The sequence below is a fragment of the Solwaraspora sp. WMMD406 genome (assembly GCF_029626025.1).
GTDB lineage: Bacteria > Actinomycetota > Actinomycetes > Mycobacteriales > Micromonosporaceae > Micromonospora_E.
The window spans coordinates 599485-619115 of record NZ_JARUBF010000001.1 but is presented as its reverse complement, the minus strand read 5'-3'; the positions used below and the strand labels follow the sequence as shown (position 1 = coordinate 619115).

16 protein-coding genes are annotated in these 19631 nt (G+C 69.3%); 3 read left to right on the top strand and 13 right to left on the bottom strand.

Going from position 1 to position 19631, the window contains the following annotated elements; translation table 11 throughout:
* The first annotated feature begins 14 nt into the window (after positions 1-14).
* The gene (locus O7632_RS02695; RefSeq protein ID WP_278111133.1) at positions 15-4079 is read left to right on the top strand and encodes a trypsin-like peptidase domain-containing protein; all 4065 of its coding nucleotides are present in this window, start codon (positions 15-17) and stop codon (positions 4077-4079) included.
* Here O7632_RS02695 and O7632_RS02690 read toward each other — a convergent pair.
* The 3 genes from O7632_RS02690 to O7632_RS02680 all read right to left on the bottom strand — a co-directional run bounded on the left by O7632_RS02690 (position 4069) and on the right by O7632_RS02680 (position 5790).
* Entirely contained in the window at positions 4069-4485 is a 417-nt protein-coding gene (locus tag O7632_RS02690; RefSeq protein ID WP_278111130.1) for a Fic family protein, read from the bottom strand. The two genes, O7632_RS02695 and O7632_RS02690, sit on opposite strands and share 11 nt — an antisense overlap.
* Complete coding sequence (locus O7632_RS02685) at positions 4482-4685, bottom strand: Arc family DNA-binding protein (RefSeq protein ID WP_278111128.1); 204 nt, start codon at positions 4683-4685, stop codon at positions 4482-4484. The genes O7632_RS02690 and O7632_RS02685 overlap by 4 nt, the downstream gene beginning before the upstream one ends.
* A gap of 445 nt (positions 4686-5130) precedes the next feature.
* Positions 5131-5790: a GNAT family N-acetyltransferase gene (locus tag O7632_RS02680; RefSeq protein ID WP_278111127.1), complete on the bottom strand. Its 660-nt coding sequence runs from the start codon at positions 5788-5790 to the stop codon at positions 5131-5133.
* A 384-nt stretch (positions 5791-6174) separates the two neighbouring features.
* Here O7632_RS02680 and O7632_RS02675 point away from each other — a divergent pair, with 384 nt between their 5' ends.
* Positions 6175-6333 (top strand): DUF5825 family protein, encoded by a 159-nt coding sequence (locus O7632_RS02675; RefSeq protein ID WP_278111125.1) that lies wholly within the window; start codon positions 6175-6177, stop codon positions 6331-6333.
* Here the strand turns inward: O7632_RS02675 and O7632_RS02670 are convergent.
* The 7 genes from O7632_RS02670 to O7632_RS02640 form a co-directional block, all read right to left on the bottom strand.
* Positions 6257-8314, bottom strand: a complete 2058-nt coding sequence (locus O7632_RS02670) for a glycosyltransferase family 2 protein (RefSeq protein WP_278111123.1) — start codon at positions 8312-8314, stop codon at positions 6257-6259. The genes O7632_RS02675 and O7632_RS02670 overlap by 77 nt on opposite strands.
* The gene (locus O7632_RS02665; RefSeq protein ID WP_278111121.1) at positions 8311-9435 is read right to left on the bottom strand and encodes a glycosyltransferase family 2 protein; all 1125 of its coding nucleotides are present in this window, start codon (positions 9433-9435) and stop codon (positions 8311-8313) included. Before O7632_RS02665 ends, O7632_RS02670 begins: the two co-directional genes overlap by 4 nt.
* A 582-nt stretch (positions 9436-10017) precedes the next feature.
* The gene (gene cysS, locus O7632_RS02660; RefSeq protein ID WP_278111119.1) at positions 10018-11385 is read right to left on the bottom strand and encodes a cysteine--tRNA ligase; all 1368 of its coding nucleotides are present in this window, start codon (positions 11383-11385) and stop codon (positions 10018-10020) included.
* Positions 11382-12026 (bottom strand): class I tRNA ligase family protein, encoded by a 645-nt coding sequence (locus O7632_RS02655; protein WP_278119781.1) that lies wholly within the window; start codon positions 12024-12026, stop codon positions 11382-11384. Before O7632_RS02655 ends, cysS begins: the two co-directional genes overlap by 4 nt.
* Positions 12027-12032: 6 nt before the next feature.
* A complete protein-coding gene (locus O7632_RS02650; protein ID WP_278111118.1) occupies positions 12033-12794 on the bottom strand; it encodes a transposase family protein in 762 nt (253 codons plus the stop codon).
* A gap of 80 nt (positions 12795-12874) precedes the next feature.
* Positions 12875-13447: a class I tRNA ligase family protein gene (locus tag O7632_RS02645; protein WP_278111117.1), complete on the bottom strand. Its 573-nt coding sequence runs from the start codon at positions 13445-13447 to the stop codon at positions 12875-12877.
* Positions 13448-13518: 71 nt separating this feature from the next.
* Positions 13519-14715, bottom strand: coding sequence for an IS630 family transposase (locus O7632_RS02640; protein ID WP_278110295.1), 1197 nt, complete (start codon positions 14713-14715; stop codon positions 13519-13521).
* A 107-nt stretch (positions 14716-14822) separates the two neighbouring features.
* Between O7632_RS02640 and O7632_RS02635 the strand changes: the two genes are divergently transcribed.
* Positions 14823-15137 (top strand): PH domain-containing protein, encoded by a 315-nt coding sequence (locus O7632_RS02635; protein WP_278110294.1) that lies wholly within the window; start codon positions 14823-14825, stop codon positions 15135-15137.
* Positions 15138-15239: 102 nt separating this feature from the next.
* On the opposite strand, the gene O7632_RS02630 is transcribed toward O7632_RS02635, so the two are convergent.
* The 3 genes from O7632_RS02630 to O7632_RS02620 are packed head-to-tail and all read right to left on the bottom strand — an operon-like array spanning position 15240 to position 19629.
* Positions 15240-18068, bottom strand: coding sequence for an ATP-binding cassette domain-containing protein (locus O7632_RS02630; protein ID WP_278111115.1), 2829 nt, complete (start codon positions 18066-18068; stop codon positions 15240-15242).
* Between the two features lie 23 nt (positions 18069-18091).
* On the bottom strand, positions 18092-18868 hold the full coding sequence (locus tag O7632_RS02625) for an SDR family oxidoreductase (RefSeq protein ID WP_278111113.1): 777 nt from the start codon (positions 18866-18868) through the stop codon (positions 18092-18094).
* Entirely contained in the window at positions 18865-19629 is a 765-nt protein-coding gene (locus O7632_RS02620; RefSeq protein WP_278111111.1) for an SDR family NAD(P)-dependent oxidoreductase, read from the bottom strand. Before O7632_RS02620 ends, O7632_RS02625 begins: the two co-directional genes overlap by 4 nt.
* Positions 19630-19631: the final 2 nt, after the last annotated feature.

Below are 19631 nucleotides of genomic sequence, written 5' to 3'. Positions count from 1 at the left end.
GGACGGAGCGGCCGGTGACCGCAGGACCCGACGACTGCTCCTGGCTGGTTGCCCTGCACCGCGGGCAGCACCAGGACACCCCCGTCGGTACCGGGGTCGTTGTGGAGAGCAACCTGGTGCTGACCTGCCACCATGTCGTGTTCGGCAACGACGGGAAGCTGCACGACGACCTCTGGATCTCGTTTCCACTGGCCGAGAAGGTCACCTGGTTCGACCGCCGCCGGATCGGCAGCTGCCTGCACGACGGAATGCGGGACGCCAAGGTCGACCTGGTCATGCTTGAACTCGTGGAGCCGGTGCCGGCCTCGGTGACCCCGGCCCGACTTCGTTGTCTGCCCGCCAAGCCACTGGCAGGAAGTCCTTACTGGACATACGGGTTCCCGGCGCACGTGGTCGGCGGTTGCCATGCCGAAGGCAGTGTCGGCCAGCCCGGTGGGTGGGGTCGCGTCATGATCCACACCTCGCCGGCCACCCAGCTGAGCAAAGGGTTCAGCGGCGGTGCGGTCTGGTCACCCGAGTACCAGGCGGTGGTCGGCGTCGTGGTCACCGCTGATGCCCAGGGCGGCGGTCAAGCCGTGACCTTGCACTACGCCGACCAGCAACTACCGGACATGAAGCTGGCGACTCTGTCCGCCTGGCGGGCCGCCGACGCGGACGACGCCGCCCTCGCCGCTTGGGGATGGGCTTTGGCCACCGACGGCGAGGCCGGCCGGCACTGGCTGCCCAGGGCACGCGGGGTCGCGGTCGACACCGAAGGCGGCGCGCGGTTCCGCGGCCGGGCAGCCGCCCTGCACCGCATCGTCGACTGGATCGACAGCGCCGAACCGGTCAGCCGGCCGTTGATCGTCACCGGGTCGCCGGGGGTCGGCAAGTCGGCCGTACTCGGGCGGATCGTCACCACCGCCGACCAGCAAATCAGCGGGGAACTGTCCGACACCGACGTGGCCGTCCGAGCTCCGGTCGGTGCGGTCTCCTGCGCAGTGCACGTCAAGGGCAAGACAGCCCTCGAAGTCGCCGCCGAGATCGCCCGTGCCGTCGCCGTCGAGCTGCCAGGCGTACCGGCTGATCTGATGCCCGCGGTGCGCGATCAGCTGAACCACCGGCGGACCCGGTTCACCCTGGTCCTCGACGCCCTCGACGAGGCGACCGACCCGGCGCAGGCGCGCATGATCATCGACGACATCCTGATGCCCCTGGCCCGTGACTGCGGCCCACGGGGCCTGCGGATCGTGATCGGCACCCGGCGCTCCGACGATCACGGTGACCTGATCAGCCGCTTCGGCGGCAACGCGGAACTCGTCGACCTGGACACGTCGGAGTACTTCGCCGAATCCGACCTGGCTGAGTACGCCCGGGCGACCCTGCAACTGATCGGTGCCGAACGACCAGGAAACCCGTACGCCGATCCGACCGTCGCCGCGCCGCTCGCCCGCCGCATCGCCGCCCTCGCCAAGGGAAACTTCCTGGTCGCTGGCCTGGTCGCCCGCGCTCACGCGCTGCGCGACAACATCGCGATCGACCCGGACGAGGTGTCGTTCACCGCTACCGTGGCGCACGCCCTGGATACCTACCTGGCCGGGCTGCCGACCGCCGGCCGAACATCGGCCCGGCTGGCGTTGACCGCCCTGGCGTACGCCGAGACGCCGGGACTGCCACTGACGTTGTGGCAGTCCGCGATCGAAGCCCTCGGCGGGGCGGTCACCGAGCCGGAACTCGCCGACTTCGCGCGTACCTCGGCGGCGAACTTCCTCGTCGAAGCGGGCGGCGGCGCTCAGCCCGTGTACCGGCTGTTCCACCAAGCGCTCAACGACGCGCTGCTGGCCGATCGGGACGCGCAGGCGTCGCGGCGTGACGACCACGCCCGGCTGTTGACGAGTTGGACCGCTGCCGCGCGGGCCACCGGATGGGCCACAGCGTTCGACTACCTGCTGCGGTCGCTACCGCAGCACGCGGCCGGCGCCGGCGCGGTCGACGACCTGCTCACCGATGACGACTATCTGCTACACGCCCACCTGGACCGGTTGCTGACGGTGGCGGACGCGGCCCAGAGTCCGCTCGCCGTCACTCGTGCCCGGCTCCTACAACGGACCCCACTGGCGGTGGCGGCCGAGTCGGCCGAGCGGGCGGCGTTGTTCTCCGTCGTCGACCGGCTCGACGGCCTGGACAACGGGATCACGGCGGCGGCCGCCCCGTACCGGGCAGGCTGGGCGCACACCCCGCCCCGACAGGAACGCAGCATCCTCGACGGACACTCCGAGGCCGTCTACGACGTCGCGGCGATCGTCATCGACGGGCGTCGTCTGCTCGCCTCGGCCGGCGACGACGGCACAGTGCGACTCTGGGATCCGCTGACCAACCAGGCCGAGCAGACGTTCACCGGTCACGACGACACGATCCACGGCGTCTGCGCGGTGCGCCTCGCCACAGGTGAGGTGCTGCTCGCCACGGCCAGCCACGACGGCACCATCGGGCTGTGGGACCCGCGTGCCGGGCACCGCCGGCACGAGCTGCGTGGCCACGGCGACTGGGTACGCAACATCTGCGCGATCCCGCTGCCCGACGGTGACCTGCTCGCCTCCGCCGGTGACGACCGGACGGTGCGGTTGTGGGATCCGGACACGGGCAGACCAGGCCACGTGCTGAGCGGGCACACCGGTTGGGTGACGGCGGTGACCCACGTGCCCGTCGCGGACCGACAGTTGCTCGCCTCCACCGGCTACGACGGCACGGTGCGGTTGTGGGATCCGGCAACCGGCGAACCGACCGGAGTCCTCACTGGTCACCTCGGCTGGGTCAACACTCTGTACGCGGTGCGTACCCCCGGCCGTACCCTGCTCGCCTCGGCCGGCTACGACAGCACAGTGCGGATCTGGGACCCCGTGACCGGGACATGCGTCCAGGTCTTGCGAACCGGGGGCCCGCTGACCGATCTGTGCACGGTAGACACCAGCGACGGCTGCCTGCTGGTCTCGACCGGTGAGGACGGACTGATCCGGATGTGGGAGGTGCCGACCGGCGCCCCGCAGCAGACCTGGATTCCCCGACCAAGCTTGCGCGGGCATGCCAGCTGGATCCGAGCGGTTTGCGAGCTGCCGACGGCGAACAACCGGATGCTCGCCACCGCCGGCGACGATGGGACCGTGCGACTGTGGGACCCGGGCGGCGGACCGCCGGGGGCGGTCGCCGAGCACGACCGGATCGGGGCGGTGACCGCGGTGTGCCGGGTGCCGGGCGATGAGGGCCGGCTGGTCGCATCGGCCGGGCTGGACGGGCAGGTACGGATCTGGGATGCGGTCACCGGCACCCAGATGCGCGAGTTCCGGGCGTCGGATGGCCCGGTCAATGCGTTGTGTGTCGTACCCGACGAGGAGGAACCGCGCATCCTGACCGCTGGCGATGATCGAGCCGTCAAGCTGTGGGACGCGCGGGACGGGACACTGCAGGGGGAGATGAACGGCCACTACGAGCGCGTCGCCGCCGTCTGCCCGGTGCAGCACGCCGCGGAGCTGTTGGTGGCCTCTGCCGGCGACGACCACACTGTCCGGCTGTGGCGTCCGTACTCGGGCGACGTGCGCGAGGTGTTGCTCGGGCACGTGACCCTGGCCTGGGTGACGACGCTGGCCACGGTCGCCGGGCCTGCCGGCGAGATGCTCGCCTCCGCAGACAAGAGCGGCACCATCATGCTCTGGGACACCGACGGCACGCAGCTCTGGTCGCAGCAGGGGCATCAGGACGCGGTGAACGCACTCTGCGGGCTTGTGGTCGCCGGCCGTCCGGCGCTGGCGTCGGCCAGCGCGGACCACACCATCCGGTTGTGGGACGCCGAGCGGGGTCAGCCGATCCATTGGCTGACCGGGCACACGGGGCCGGTGACCGGGCTGAGTCTGGTCCGGGTGGGTGGGCGTGACCTGCTTGCCTCGACCAGCCACGACCGCACCGTCCGGGTCTGGGACCCACCGACCGCTCGCGCGGTACGCACGATCCCCGTACTCCATCCAGCGCTGGCCTGCTGCACCGTCGACGACACGCTACTGATCGGTCTGGACCAAGGCCTCCTGGCGCTCACGATCATGAGCTGAGCGCGTCGAGGAGCCCGAGCCGTCGCAGTTCTGCGGCGATCGCGGCGACCTCGTGCAGGCTGCCGTCGGCGACCGCGAGCATGAACGCCTCAGCGCGGTCGACGTCGACGTCCGGGATCGTCGCCCCGGTGTTGAGGTTGATGAAAACCAGCGCGGCGGCCCAGGCCAGGCGTTTGTTGCCGTCGACCAGCGCATGGTTGCCGCAGATCGAGTGCAGCAGGCTGGCCGCTTTGCCCGCGAGGTCGGGGTAGGCCTCCTGCCCGAAGACGATCGTGCTCGGACGGGCAGCGGCGGAGGCGAGCAGCCCGTAGTCGCGGACCTTGGCTGGGGTGCCGAAGACGATCGAGCCGATCTCCAGCAGGTCGCCGATCTCCAGCAGGTCTTCGACATCGAGATAGACGGTCACTGGGCCAGTCGGTCGAGCAGCTCACGGTGGCGCTCGGCCACATCCGCGGCCAACCCACGCACCTTGGACCGCTTGCTGTGCCTCGCGACGTACTCCTCGATCGCGACAACGATGGTGGCGTTGGCCGACCGGTGCTCGGTCTCGGCGATCTGCTTGAGCCGCGCGTGCAGATCGTCCGGCAGGTTGACTGTGGTAACCATAGGAAGATCATACGACTTCCAAGTGCCCACCTGGGCGTACAGCCGGTTTGCGCTTTCGTCGAGGTGACGCTGAGACACCTCACGCGTCCGTTTTAGGGTGCGTAGGGCGTCACCTCGACGGGGCTACGGGCGGATGAGGACGTCGTAGACGGGGGCGTTGTCCCACCCCGGCCGGAGCTGGGCGACAGTGCGCCAGCCCCAGGAGGCGTACGCGGCCTGCGCCGGAAGCCGGATGCGTCGCCCGCCTTGGCATAGGCCAGCGTCGAGCGCAGGTGCAGGAGGGCCTTTAGCCGGGGCGTAGCCCACGGCGCGCCGATCCGCTGGGCCGCCTCAGCGAAGCGCAACGCCTCCGTCGGATTGGCATCCCGCACCAGCATCGAGAGTTGTTGGAGCGCACGCACCTCAAGTCGAGGATCTCGCCGCCTGGCAGCCGGCCGGTGGCTGATCAGTCGTCGGCATCGAGGCGCTGACGGTAGGCCTGAAGCTGGTCACCGTCGCGGGTGTGCCAGCACGGCCCAAGCTCCCAGCCGAGCCGTTCGTAGAAGCCGGTCGCTCCGGCCGACCCGACCGGGGTGACCAGCTCGGCCTCCGCTGCCCCGGCCCGCCGGGCGTCCTCGACGAACCGGCGGACGAGTTCCGCGCCGACTCCGCTGCCCCGCCACTGCGGTCGCACCGCCACCGCGACCATCACCGCGACCTGCGGCTTGTCGGCCGGCCCGTCCGCCGCAGCCGACTGACCGGATCGGCGTTGCGCGATCTGCCGGGCCCAGGGCACGACCCGGGACGACAGCTGACGGGCCAACCTGGGTCGCCGCCCCAGTGCCCCGGCACCGGCCGCCGCGAGGGACGCCAGCGCCCGTCGATCAGCGAGCAGTGCCGCCATGTGGGCGGCCTGGTCGGTGGTGCCCAGCAGGAATCCGACAATGTCGGCGTGGGGTTCCGTCGGGTCGGTGACCACGTAGCCGACGCCGTGCCGGGAGTCCAGGTAGGTGCGGTGCCAGCGACGGACGAACCTCGTTCCGAGTGACGGGAACAGTCCGACCGGCAGGAACTCCACATGCGTACGGGCCGTGGTCGCCAGATCGCCGTACCCGGCTGGCCGCACGGCGGCTCTGCTACGGCCCGGCTCCGCCAGCGAGGTGTGGGACCGCGACGGGGACTTGGCGCTGCCCATCATGTCCCACGGGTACCCGCCCGCAGGGTGGTCATGCGAGGGCCGGATCTGCCGCCCGCCGAGATCTGCCGCCCGCCGAGGACGACCCCGCTGTGACCGACCTGCCGGGGATCGACCTCGGCCCGGCCGAGCCGCGCGGTCCGATCGGCGAGGCGGTCGCTGGATGGCTCGCCGACGGCGTCCGCAAGGTGGTGATCAGCGGAGTCGTCGACGTGACCGTGACGGACTCGACAGCCGCCGCCGACGCGGTCCGGCGGCTGGTGCTGGTCCGGGAATTGACCCCTGCTGACCATCGACGACCCGGCCTGCCTCGCGGTGCTCGACCAGCTACTCGACGGTGCCGAGATCACCGACATCGACCTCGACATCGCCCGCGACTTCGACGAGGAAGGTCTGGTCACGAAGGTGGGTGACCGGCTGGTCTGGCTGCCGCACCGGCTGCGTCGCTGGCCACTGCCGTCGATGGTGGTCTGAAGTCGGCCATCAGCTCCGGCGGAACCCCCGGCCAGCGTGCGAACGAACTGTCCACGAAGTACGCCTCTCCCGGATCCCAGGTGTGCCCGGCGGGACGGCGGTGGTAGAGGTAGCCGAGCGGGTGGGTGCGGTAAATCGTCGCGCCCTCCGCCCGGAGCCGCTCGATCAGGCCAAGGTCGACTGAGCGGGGCACCGGCCGCCAGCCGCCGACCGCCTCCAGATCACCCTTGGCGAGCAGCATCGTGCCGCCGGCGACCACATCGCCGTACGCCTCGGGGATGCCGGACGATCGGCGCAGGGTGACCCCACGGTTTTCCAGGTAGACGAACTCGGCGCTCTTGCCGACCAGGGTGGCTCCGGAATAGTGCCGGGCCAGCACCAGATCCCAGACGTGTTCGGCACCGTAGCTGTCGTCGTCGTCGAACTTGGTGACCAGGGTGCCCCGGGCCCGTCGGGTGGCGGCGCCGAGCGCCGCCCCGAAGTCCGTCGTCTCCGGCAGGTGCACCACCTCGAACGGCCGCCCGCATTCGGAGAGCGCGACCCTGGCCGACTCCGGCAGTTCGATGCCGTGCAGGCCGAGGATGATTTCCAGCTCCGGGTAGGTCTGCCCGGTGACGGCCGCCAGTGCGCTGGTTACCAGGTCCGGTCGCCGAGTGACCAGGATGGCGCTGACCGAGGGCGGCCGGCCGAGCACCGGTAGCCCACCGGCACCCAGCTGGGCCAGCCGCAGGCCGGCGGCGTGGCCACGGAGCGCGGCCCGGCGTTGCCGTACGCTGCGCGCCTCGGCGGCCAGCGCGGCCATCGCGACCGGGTCCGGCGTCACGGCGGGGGCGACGCCGGTCGGTTCGGCGGCCGGCACGGCGTCGTGCCCGCTGTCGGCGACGCCGACAAGCGGCTCGGTGATGATCGCCCGCAGCTCGGGGTCGAGCAGATCGGCGACGGCCGGCGCGAGGATCGGCGCGTGCACCAGCACCCCGGTCGCCGCCAACTGCGCCAGCAGGCCGGCTGTCTGCGCCGGATGCTCGCCGGGAACCAGCCGGCAGTGCACCACCCCGACCTGACGCAGCGCGACCACGGCCGCGCCGTCCAAGCCGGGTCCGGTCAACGTACCGCCGAGCGTCGGCCCACCCGGTCGGCCGCGAAAACCCGCTCCGGGTCGGTCGGCCCGCGCGAACTCCAGAGTGACCTCGGCCGCCCCTGGCCGGTACGCCGAGGCCAAGCGGCCCCGTGGATTGATCCGTTCGGCGTCGACGAGCACCAGTGGCCTGCCGTCCTGGCCCTGTACGGTGTGCCCGGTCGTGCCCAGCCACGTCCCGTACGGCTGCTCCGGCTGGTCCGCCGTGCCATCGGGCTGATCGGACTGATTGAGCTGGACCGGCGTGCCGGCGGGCTGATCCGGCCCGGTCGTGGTCGGGCCGAGGACCAGATCGTGTGAGCGGATCTCGGCCCGCGCCGGAATCGGGTCCGTGGTGTCGAGCACGGTCGCCACCGCCGGCAGATACGACGGCGGCTCCCGGTGACTGGTCACCGCCGCGCTCGCGGGCGCCGGCATCGGCCGGGACCCGTCGAGGGCGCGTAGCGCCGACCGTACCGCCTCGCGCAGCGGGACCGGCGCGGTCAGAGCGAGCCGTACGGTGGCCGCGCCCCGACGCAGCCGGGGCAGGCTGACCCGCTGGCGGCGCAGGTGCCGCAGCGGGCCGATGGTGCCCGACCAGCCGGGTCGCGGGTAGCGCCACCAGACGACGATCACGGTGGCGCCGCGTACCGGCTGCTGGGCCGCTGGCCGGTTGAGCAGATCGCGGAGCCATTCGACGGTGCCGGCGACCACCAGTACCCGGCGGGTGCCTGGTAGCCGTACCACCCGCAGCCCGACGGCACGGCCGAGCCGGGTAGCGGGACGAGGGGCGGGAAGCCCGGTCAGGCGCCAGTCGACGGTGGTGGATGCCGGACCGGCCGGGGCTGCCCCGGCGCTACGTTTCACCTGCCCGTCCCCTCCTGACCGTCGCTGCGGCTGTCGCTGTCTGCGTCGCCGGGGCCCGCGCCGGCCGCGGTCCGCACCGGTGTCGGCGGTATCGGTGGGCTGGTCGGATGGGTGGCCCGGCCCAGCAGTCGTTTGCGGAGCAGCCAGCCGGCCGTCAACGCTTCGTACAGAGGATAGGCGTTGGCCGCGACGAGGCGGTGTTTGACCGCCTCGTTCGCGCCGCCTGGCACCGGGTAGCCGCCGGGTGGCAGGTGACGGCGGTAGAGCTCGCTGGTACGCCGGAAGTAGCGGCGTCGGCTGGACCGTGGCACCCGGTGCGGATGACCGAGGACCTGCAGGCAGTGCCAGATCATCCGGCCGAAGATCACCGGCCGCAGCGACGCGCCACGGTCAGGACGGGTGTCCAGGTGGTCGAAGACCCGCTGCCACTGGTCGAACACCTCGAAGTGCCGGTCGCTGACGGTCCGGGTGATCGCCCCGTCGTGATGCTGCCGGTACGCGTAGCAGTCGCGGTCGAGCACGGCGATCCGGTCCAGGGCGACCAGCAGCGGCACCACGAAGGAGACGTCCTCGTACCAGCCGGACTGGAAGGTGATCCCCGACTCGACCAGCCGGTCCCGTTTGATGATCTTGTTGCAGGCGATCCACAGGACGTTGAGCAGGCCGGGTTCGTCGGCGAAGCGGAACAGCGTCGGCAGATCGCGGCCGGGTGCGATCCGGCGTACCGGCTGGTCGTCGCTGCGGCCGTCCGGGTAGACCCGGGCGTAACCGGTGATCAGGAGGTCTGGCTCGACCTGGGCGATCCGCTCGGTGACCGCCGCCAGGCTGCCGTCGGGCAGCCAGTCGTCGCTGTCCACACACCAGACGTAGCGGCCGTCGGCCCGGGCGATGCCGGCGTTGCGGGCCGCACCGAGCCCCACGTTGCGGTCCAGGGTCACCACGGTCAGCTCGGCGTACCGGCTGGCGTAGTCGGCCAGGATCGCGCTCGACCCGTCGTCCGACGCGTCGTCCACCGCGATGATCTCCACGCCGTCGTGCGGCTGGCCGAGGATCGAATCCAGGCACGCGGCCAGGTGCTTCTCGACTCGGTAGACCGGGATGATCAGGCTCAACAGGGTCATCTGAACAAGTCGCCTTCCGCATCCGTCGGTCCAGATCCGTCGGTCCAGCGGACATTGTCCGCCGGCGAGCGCGGACATCGTCCGCTGGGGGAAGCGGACATCTTCCGCGCGGGAGAGGACGAGAGGCCGATCCGAAAGCTAACAGGTGACGAGCACGAAGCGAACGTCCGGGATCTCCTGGGACATGTCATCTTTTCTCGATTTCGCGGCGTCTACCCGGCTGGCTGACAGTTCGACGGAGTCCGGACCCGGGAAGGTGCCACGGCATGAGCGTGCGGTGTGTACGGCGGCTGAGGTGGCACTGTCCGGTCGGCTCGTCGCCAGCCTTCGGCCGGCCACCGACCAGACGTCCGCGCGTACCGGGACCCCGGCCCGTACCCTCGACGAGAGCTTCGTCGACTTCGCCACGTCAGCAGCGCCGCTGTTGCGCCGTACGGCCTACCTCATGTGTGGAACTGGCTGGTCGGCGGCCCGCGATCAACGCTTCTGCGGTGTGGGGCCGGTCAGGACGAGGAGAGGACGAGGTTGTGGCTCCGGTTGTCTCGCACGTGATGCGGCAGCTCGCGTAGCGGGCCGGGGCCGTCACTTGTCCCGCCACCAGCGGGTGCCGGTGGCGGTGTCCTCGATGACGATGCCGCGTGCCGTCAGGTCGGCCCTGATCGCGTCCGCCTCCGCGTACAGCTTCTCGCCGCGGAGCCGACGACGATCGGCCAGGAGTCGTTCGATGACGGCGTCGTCCGCACCCGCTTCGTCGCGCTCGAAGTCGAAGGCGTCGAAGATGGTGTTGACCTCGGTGAGGAAGTCGGCGGCGGCCCTGCCCGGCTGGTGCTCGCTGCGGTTGTGTTCGCGGATGTACTCGAACAGTGCCGCCAGGGCGCCCGGCGCGTCGAAGTCGTCGTCCATCCTGGCGTAGAAGTCGTCGCGGGTGCGCTCGGTCAGATCCCGCGTGGCGTGGTCGTCGTGGCTGTGATCGATCAGTCGCCAGAAGTTCTCCACGCGTCGGCGAGCACCGCGAGCCTGTTCCAGGGTGCCCTCGTCGAGCTCCATGGACGACCGGTAGTGCTGGGACAGGAAGGCGTACCGGAGCGTGCGGAAGTCAGCTCTGCCCAACGCGTCCCGAATGGTCGTGAAGTTGCCCGCGCTCTTGGCCATCTTGTCGCCGCCGACGCGTAGGAAGCCGGTGTGCATCCAGCAGCGGACGAGCGGCTCGCGACCCGAGGCGGACTCCATCTGCGCGATCTCGGCCTCGTGGTGCGGGAAGATCAGGTCCTCCGCGCCGCCGTGCAGGTCGTACTGCGGACCGAACAGCGCCTCCGTGATAGCGGTGTCCTCGATGTGCCAACCGGGACGCCCCGGCCCGAGCCGGGTGTCCCAGTACGGCTCGCCCGGCTTGCGGGATTTCCAGAGCGCGAAGTCGCCGGGGTTGCGCTTCTGCTCGTTCTCATCGACTCGGGACAGCGAGTCTTCGGGCCGGGTCTCCGTGCGGCCGGAAAGCTTGCCATAGCCGGCGAACGTGGACAGATCGAAGTACCAGCCGTCGTCGAGCCGATAGGCATGGCCGCGGTCGATCAGCGCCTGCACCTGGGCGACGATGTCGTCGATGTGGTCGAGCGCCCGCTCGTGCACGTCCACGCTGGTGTTGTGCAGCGCGGCCATGTCCTCCAGGTACGCCTGCTCGTTCTCCTTGGCCAGCTGTTGCGGCGAGACACGCAGCTCGGCGGCCCGCCGGATGATCTTGTCGTCGATGTCGGTGAGGTTCTGCGCGTAGGTCACCCGGTAGCCACGGGCGCGCAGGTAGCGGGCAACCAGGTCGAATTGGGTGTAGGTCTTGGCGTGCCCGACATGGCTGAGGTCGTAGACGGTCGGCCCGCACACGAACATCCGCACCCGGCCTGGCTCCATGGGGACGAAGGGCTCTTTCCGCCTGGTCAGCGTGTTGTAGATGATCACGTCCGGTCCTCGATGTCGAGCCCCAGAAGGTGCAACGCTTCGTTGATGGTGCCGGCGGCATTGGCGGAACCACCATTGATTGCCGTGTCCGCCATGTCGTTCAGGGCGCTCGCCGCGGACGCGGTGTCCAGGTCGTCATCCAGCGCGGCGCGAATGCGCGCCAGGTGGGGGCGCACGTCCCCACCGGCGGGATGACGCAGCGCGTATTTGACTTTCTCGACCGTGTGACCGGCGGACCGCAGGAGGTCCGCTCGCCATTCGCCACCGATTCGATAGTGATAGTTCATCAGCGCGAGCCGAATCGCGGCCGGATCCGTGTCCTTCACCAGATCCCGCACGAAAACCAGGTTCCCGAGGGACTTCGACATCTTCTCGCCGCCCAGACCGAGCGGGGCGGTGTGCATCCACCGGCGAACAAAGGGGACATTCGGGCGGATGGCACGACTCTGTGCGTTCTCGCACTCGTGGTGCGGGAAGATCAGGTCATAGCCGCCGCCGTGGACGTCGATGGTCGGACCGAGGTGCACGAGGGACATCGCGGAGCATTCGATGTGCCAGCCCGGCCGGCCGGCACCCAGCGACGTCTCCCACCGGGCCGGATCGTGCTCGTCCGGAACGCTCTTCCAGAGAAGGAAGTCCAGGGAGGTCTATTCACAGGCCATCCTGTAGAAGTGCAACCCGATAACACAGGAGATCGTTTCTGTGAAGGTCGCGAGCGGTCTGCGGTAGTCGGTGTGCAGGATCCGCCATGTCTTCAGGTTCGCGACGACCTGTTCCACAACCCAGCGGATCTTGTTGACCTGCCTGTTGTATTCCTTCTGCCATTCCGCGAGCTCGCCACCTTTGGGCTTCTTGTACGGGGTGATCATGCCGTTGCCGACGTAGCCCTTGTCACCGATCCAGTCTCCGGGATTCAGGGTGACGAGGACCCCGGTGTCGTTGATCGCGTACGAGTCGTGGTGGTTGCCGGTGACGGGATCGGAGATCCAGGCGAGCGCGCCGTCGAGGGTGCAGGCGACCTGGACGCTCATGCCCGTGGTCTTGTGCTTGCCGGAGTACAGACAGCGGTGCGTGCGCCATGACCAGCAGGGAAGCAGGGTGCCGTCGACGATGTACTGGTCGGTCGGGCTGAGGTCGTCGGCTGTCGGTACGAACTCCGTCAGCACGCGATCGAGGACCGGGGTGATGCCGGTGACCGCTCGCGAGATCGTCGGCTGGGAGACGCCGTGTGCTTCGGCGATCTCCGCTTGGACGCGGTTGCGACGCATGTAGGTCAACGCGACGACGACAGCGCGGTAGAGACCAAGGACCGGGGGCCACGGCTCCACATCCAGATCCTGGCATTCCGCTCGGACCAGCACGCAGAGGTCGCGGATCTGGTCCGTGGTGAAGCCAGTGGTATGATACATGTTCGGCGGTCCGCTTTTCTTTGTGATGTTGTGTGGTAACTCCATCCTACGGAAGAGCGGATCGTCCTTTTATTGGGGGTCTACTGTAGCGGGTCGGAGGCCTGCTGAATAAGCCTCAGGGTATGCCGCTTGCCGACGCGCTGCGGATCCCCGCCACGCAGGCTGGAGAACTCGGCCATGAGGCGTTCACTGTACCCGCTGATCTCGCCGTATTCTGGGAACGTCGAGACGTCGTAGTAGATATCGCCGTCGATTTCGTAGGTGTGTCCGCGCTTTTTTAGCTGTTGCACCGAATCGACGATGGCCGCGATGTGTTCACTCGGCCGCGGCTCGACCTCAGGGTCGATGAAGTTGAGAGTTCGCATACTGTGGCTGAACTCGGCGGACTCGGTTTGCGCCAATTCCAGGTAGTGAACGCCCAGCTCTGCGGCCTTGGTGTACATCGGTTCGTCGACATCGGTGATGTTGCGAGCCATCCGTACGCGGGTGCCGGTGTCTTCGAGACGGCGCCGCAACAGGTCGTAGGTCAGAAACGTGAACGCGTGGCCGAGGTGCGCGGAGTCGTACGGGGTGATGCCGCAGACGTAGATGAGAGCCTCGTCGCCCACTGACAGTGTGGTCGTTCCCTGCGTGGCCCTGTCAAATAGTTTCACGTGCGGCTTCCCTACCCTTCTCGATCATCTGAAGGTGCTCCTTAGTGGTTCAGGTCGTAAGTCCTTCGGGGTTACGCGGCCTGGGCGTGTGCGGCGGGCTGGTGTTGGCAGTCGGCGTGTTGCTCGGGGTGTGGGTCTTTCCGTTCGTGTCGTTCGATCCGGGCCAGTAGGTCGGTGAGGTCGGTCGGGGTGAACTTCCATCTGAAGGGCCGGGCGGTCGCGTTGTAGCGCTGTTCGAAGGCGGCGAGGCGGTATTGCACCTGGTCGAGGCTGGTGAAGTCGTTGGGGGTGACGACTTTGCGTTGCACGATGGAGAAGTAGATCTCGATTTGGTTGAGCCAGGAGGCGTGGACCGGGGTGTGGATCATGACGGCGTTGGGGTAGCGCCTGCGCAGGCGGTCGATCGCGGTCTGGCCCCGGTGGGAGGAGCCGTTGTCGACGATCCAGAACACGCGGCGGGCGGAGGCGTACGGTTCCCGGGTCATGACCTCGTCGACGAGGTCGGTGAACGGGGTGATGCCGGTGGTGTCGTGGCAGAGTCCGATGACGTGGGCGCGGTGCACGTCGTAGGCGGCGAGGTAGGCGAGGGCGCCGCCGCGGTCGTACTCGTGGTTGACCCGCATGGCGCGGCCGGTGCCGGGGGGCAGTGTGGGGTGGCAGCGGCAGCGGGCCTGGATGGAGGTCTTCTCGTCGGCGCTGATGACGTACTCGTCGTCGCCCAGTGGCCGACCGTCGAAGACGCGCTGGTAGAGGTTCAGGACGCGGGTGGCGCGGGTGGCGAAGTCCGGGTCCCGGATGAAGATCCACGACTGGTGTCGCCAGGGTTTGATCGTGTCGGCGGCCAGGATTCTGCGGATCGTGGCCGGTGAGATCGTCTCGGCGATTCCCCGGGCGGCGACCTCTCTGGCGAGGTCGGGGCAGTTCCACTTCGACAGCGGTGTGCCGGTCTCGGCCGGTAGTTGACAGGCCAGGGCTTTGACCTCGGCGATCTGGACCGGGGTGAGACGGGGCGGTCGTCCGCTGCGGGGTCGGTCTGTCAGCCCGGCCATGCCCTCGTCGGCGTACCGACCGCGCCAGCGTCGTACCGTGTCGACGGTGACCTGATGCCGGCGGGCGATCGCCGCGTTGGAGTGGCCACGGGCGGCGTCGCGGACGATCCGGGCGCGGATGACCTGCTGGTAGCCGGCGGCATGTGAGCGGGCCAGGGTTTCGAGCCGGTGCCGGTCGGCGGCGGACACGGTGATCTGGCGGGCGTGGCAGGCGGGCACTGGAGGACTCCACGGTCGATCGACGGCCCCCGTGGCGGATCACGATCCTTGCCGGATGACGGCTCGACAGCGGCACGTGACACGCCGCGAACGGGGAGGATGAGGCCATGCCCACGATCCCCGCGTCGACCAAGGCGTCCTTGATCCAGCGGCTGAGCGGGCACGCCCGCCGGAACTGGCCACAGGTGGCGGGCGTGCACGTGCGGTACCACGGCCAGTTCGCCTACGTCACCGTCGAGCTGACCGACGGTGAACGGCTCCCCCTGATGCGACTGCGTTACGGCGGTTCCGCCCACCGGTGGGGTACCGCCATCCACACCGCCAGCACGAACGACTACGAGAACCAGGTCTGGTTCACCGGCACCACCGAGGAAGCCTTCGACCTGGTCTGCGACCTCAAGCTCAGCCCCAGGACCTCTTGATCACCAACCGCGCCAGGTCCGGACCGTCAACCCCCGAAGGACTTACGACCTGAACCACTTAGCTGTCTCAATCTTGTCACAGCGCAACCTCTGCAACCGTGCTCACGCGGTGTCAGAGTGCGGCCGGGACACGACGGCGTTCTCCTCGAGGCGGATCCGAACAGGGTGGGTGTCCACAGCGACCCGCACGCCGACTGGCAGGGTCAGCATGGGCACCGTGTGGCCGAGGTCCACGTCTGTCAGCACGGGGATGGACCGGTCCGCACCCAACCGCGCCAGCGCATGCTCCCACTGCGCAGGACGATCGAGACTCGGCGATCTGCCGACCACCAGGGCCGTTGCCCCGTCGAGGATTCCCGCGTCGGTGAGGACCTCGAGTTGTCCGCATGCGTGCGTGGCTCGGGCCTCGTTGGTCTCCAGGAACAGCACCGCACCGCGAAGTTCCGGCAGGTGCGGGGTGCCGGCCAGCTGGCACATGGTGCCCAGGTGGCCACCGAGCAGGCGTCCGTGGGCACTGCCCGCGTGCAGGACACGCCACGCACCAGCCGGACGGAAGATGCGCGGGCGGTGATCCTCCGTCTCCCACCACAGTGACTCGGCCGAGGTCATGGCTGCCGGATCGAGGTCCCGACCGGGTGCCGGCCGCCAGGCGGCCAGCAGGCTGGCGGCAGTGTACGGAGCGACTCCGTCGGCATCACCGAACGACGGCAGCAGGGTGGGTCCGTGGAAGACCACCAGGTCGCTGTGCGCGTGGATGGCGAGCAACAGGGCCGTGATGTCGCTGAGCCCGCAGACCGGTAGGCGGCGCGCACGAAGCAGCCCGTAGTCGAGGTAGGGCAGCAGGTTGCTCGAGGTGAGGCCGCCGGTGGTGCAGACGATCGCCTCGATGTCCGGTTGCCGGCAGCACCAGACGATGTCCGACGCCAGCTCGGCCGGTGACGGGGGACTGTGGGGTTCCCACCGGGCGTGCGGGGCCAGGCGGGGCCGGAAACCCTGCCGTGACAGCGCGTGCAGTGACCGCCGAAGCCGGCGAGGATAGCCGGCTATCGAGCTGGACGGCGTGACGAGCCCGACCGCAGCGCCGGGTGCCGGCGCGTAGGGCTTCAGGACCGTGCGGCGCGTCAACCGTACAGCTCCGGCTCGACGAACCCGCCGGACTGGCGCGCCCAGTGTGCGGCGTAGACACCGTTGGGAACGGCCAGCAGGTCCGCGTGGGACCCCGGTCTCCACGATCCGACCCTCGTCCATGACGATGATCCGGTCCATCTTCTGGATCGTCGACAGACGGTGTGCGACGACGATCGTGGTGCGGCCCTCCATCAGCGTCCACAATGCATCCTGGATCAACGCCTCGCTCTCGCTGTCCAGGGCCGACGTAGCCTCGTCCAGCAGGAGGATCGGTGCGTCGGAGAGCATGGCCCTGGCGATGGCGATCCGCTGACGTTGGCCGCCGGACAACTTCACTCCGCGCTCACCGACCAGGGTGTCGAACCCCGCCGGCTGCTCCACGATGAACCCCAGCGCATTCGCTTGGCGGGCGGCCAGCCGGATCCGGTGCTCGTCGGCATCCACCGCTCCGTAGGCGATGTTTTCTTTGATCGACCGGTGGAACAGCAGCGGATCCTGTGGCACGTAGGCGATGGCGGCGTGCAGGTCGGCCTGGGTGATGGCGGTGATGTCCTGCCCGTCGATCAGGATGCGACCGGCGTCCACGTCCGAGAACCGCAGCAACAGCCGGGTGAGGGTGGTCTTGCCCGCACCAGAGTGTCCAACCAGGCCGACCTTCTCCCCCGGAGCGATCGTCAGGCTCAACCCGTCGAACAGCGGCTCAGTCGACCCGGCGTACCGGAACACCACGTCGTCGACCGTGATCGCCCCGGTGCCGATCCGCGACGATTCCGGCCGGGCGGGATCGGGCACGCTGGAGTCCGTAGCCAGGATCTCGACCATCTCGCTGGCGTCCCCGACCGCCCGGTTGTACGTGCGCAGGCTCGAGTTGGAGAAGACAAACAGCTGCTGCAGGGCGGTGCCGGTAAAGCTGACGATCAGGAAGATCGTGCCCACCTCCGCCTGCAGCGAGACCACCACGTACACCGCGACCGCGAGCGCCACGGTCGCGACGGTGCCAGTGATGCCACCGAAGTAGGCCATCAGCCGCATGTGCGCGCGCGACAGCCGCAACATCGAACCGAACACGTGCCGCGTGGTCTCAGCGAACCTGCGTTCCTCGTACCGCTCCTGCGCGAAGCTCTTGACGGCCACCACGTTGGTGATCGCGTCAGCTAGCTGTCCGGTCTGCACGCTCTCGCTCGCCGCGTGCTGCCGGCCGATGCTCCGTACCGGACGGGACAACGCGCCGGCAACCGTCATGTAGGAGATCGCGAGCACCGCCAGTAGCGCCGAGTACAGCGGAACCTTCACCGACATGATCACCACCACCGCGGTCAGCGACGACAGCAGCGGCAGCGTCTGGAACAGAAAGGTGTCGGTGATGCGGGTGTAGGTGCCGATCAGTTTGGTGCTCTGCGCGACCAGCGAGCCACCGAGCCGGTTGGCGTGAAAGTCCATGCTCTGCTTGATGATGTGGTTGAAGCAGCGCTGGGCGAGATCCCGTTGGACGTGTGCCTCCAGCCGCCAGGCGGCCACGTCGACCAACCGCCAGGCGACCACGCCGCCGGCGAGCATCGCCACCGCGTAGGCAATCAGACTGGTGCGAAAGCTTTCCCACGGGTGCCCTGGCTGATAGTCATTGTGGGCCAGCCGGTTCAGCACGTCGGTGACGATCAGCGGGGGCAGCACCGAGTTGACGAAGACGGTGAACGGCACGGCCAGGGCGCAGGCGATGACCAGGTGCGGGTAGCGCCACGAGGCGCGCCAGTAGAAACCCAGTACCGTGCCGGCGGACAGGCTTGCGCGATCGGACTCGGCCATGTCGTTCGCACCACTTCCTCGGGTCAGCGTGGCCATCGGCCACCGTCGATGTCTATGGTCGCGCCGGTGATGAACCGCGCCTCACCGGAGGCGAGGAAGACGGCCGCGCTGGCCACGTCGTCGGCCGTGCCGGCGCGCGCGATCGGTTGCCGCGCAACGATCCGGCGCTGCTTGTCGGGCGCCGTGAAGGTGTCGTGGAACGAGGTGCCGCCGATGAATCCTGGGGCTATGGCATTGACCGTGATTCCACGAGCGGCCACCTCCTTTGCCAAGGCCTTTGCGAACGAGACGACTCCACCCTTCGCGGCCGCGTAGGCGGCGACGCCCTTGCCGCCGCCGTTGTGCGCGGCCTGCGCGGCCAGCATGATCACCCGCCCGTCCGTCGCCTGGCTCAAGTGCGACAGTGCGGCTCGGCAGACGCGGAACGTGGACACCAGGTTGACGTCGAGAACTCGCTGGAAATGCGCCTCGGCCATCTCCGCGACCGGTACCCGCGCCACCAGGTGACCCGCGTTGCTGACCAGAACGTCGAGGCCGCCGAGGAAGGCGACCGTCTCGTCGATCAGCCCGTTCACATGCCGGGGATCCGTAAGGTTGGCCGCGATGGTGGTGGCGCGCCGCCCGAGAGCGCGGATCGTGGTTGCCACGTGCGCTGCCTCGTCAGCTGACTGCCCGAAGTGAACGACCACGTCGGCCCCGGCTTCGGCGAGTCCGAAGGCGATGGCTGCACCGATGCCCCGGCCGGCGCCGGTGACCAGCGCCCGACGGCCCGTCAGGTCGAACGACGTGCGACCGGTCACCGGGGCCACGCGGCACCGCCAATGTCGATCGTCGCGCCGGTGAGGTAGCCGGCCGCGTCGGAGGACAGGAACGCGACCGCGCCCGCCACGTCCTGCGGTTCGCCCGCCCGTTCCGCCGGCACGCGGCGGATGATGCGGTCCCGCAGCTTCGGCATGGTGACGTCGCGGTGGAAGGCCGTGCCGCTGACGAATCCCGGCGCGAGGGCGTTCGCGGTGATGCCGTCCGCACCGAACTCCTTGGCCAGCGCCTTGGTGAAACCGATGACGCCGGCTTTGGCCGCCGCATAGGCCGCTTCGCCTGGCCCACCGCCGTCGTGACCGGCCTGCGCGGCCATCGTGATGATGCGTCCGCGTCCGGCCGCTCGCAAATAGGGGAGGGCGGCACGCACCGTGCGGTAGGTGGCGGTGAGGTTGACGTCGAGGACGGCCTGCCAGTGATCCTCGGTCAGCTGCGCCATCGACACGCGGGCCACCAACTGTCCGGCGTTGGCGACGACGATGTCCAGACCGCCGAGGAAGGCCGCCGCCGCATCGACCATCGCACTCGTCCGGGGGCCGTCGGTGAGGTCGGCCTGCAGTGCTGTCGCCCGGCCACCGAGCTGCTCGATCTCTGCGACGACCCGCGCCGCTTCCTCGCCGCTGTGGCCGTGGTGCACGACGACATCGGCACCGGCGGCGGCGAGCCGCCGGGCTACCGCAGCGCCGATTCCGTGCCCGGCGCCGGTGACCAGGGCGCGGCGGTCAGTGAGATCAAATCGCATCG

Excerpts from the sequence above, each read along its gene's own strand:
- O7632_RS02685 (WP_278111128.1), bottom strand. The coding sequence starts at position 4,685 with ATGGTTACCACAGTCAACCTGCCGGACGATCTGCACGCGCGGCTCAAG.
- O7632_RS02665 (WP_278111121.1), bottom strand. The coding sequence starts at position 9,435 with ATGACCCTGTTGAGCCTGATCATCCCGGTCTACCGAGTCGAGAAGCAC.
- O7632_RS02650 (WP_278111118.1), bottom strand. The coding sequence starts at position 12,794 with ATGTATCATACCACTGGCTTCACCACGGACCAGATCCGCGACCTCTGC.
- O7632_RS02635 (WP_278110294.1), top strand. The coding sequence starts at position 14,823 with ATGCCCACGATCCCCGCGTCGACCAAGGCGTCCTTGATCCAGCGGCTG.
- O7632_RS02630 (WP_278111115.1), bottom strand. The coding sequence starts at position 18,068 with ATGGCCGAGTCCGATCGCGCAAGCCTGTCCGCCGGCACGGTACTGGGT.
- O7632_RS02620 (WP_278111111.1), bottom strand. The coding sequence starts at position 19,629 with ATGCGATTTGATCTCACTGACCGCCGCGCCCTGGTCACCGGCGCCGGG.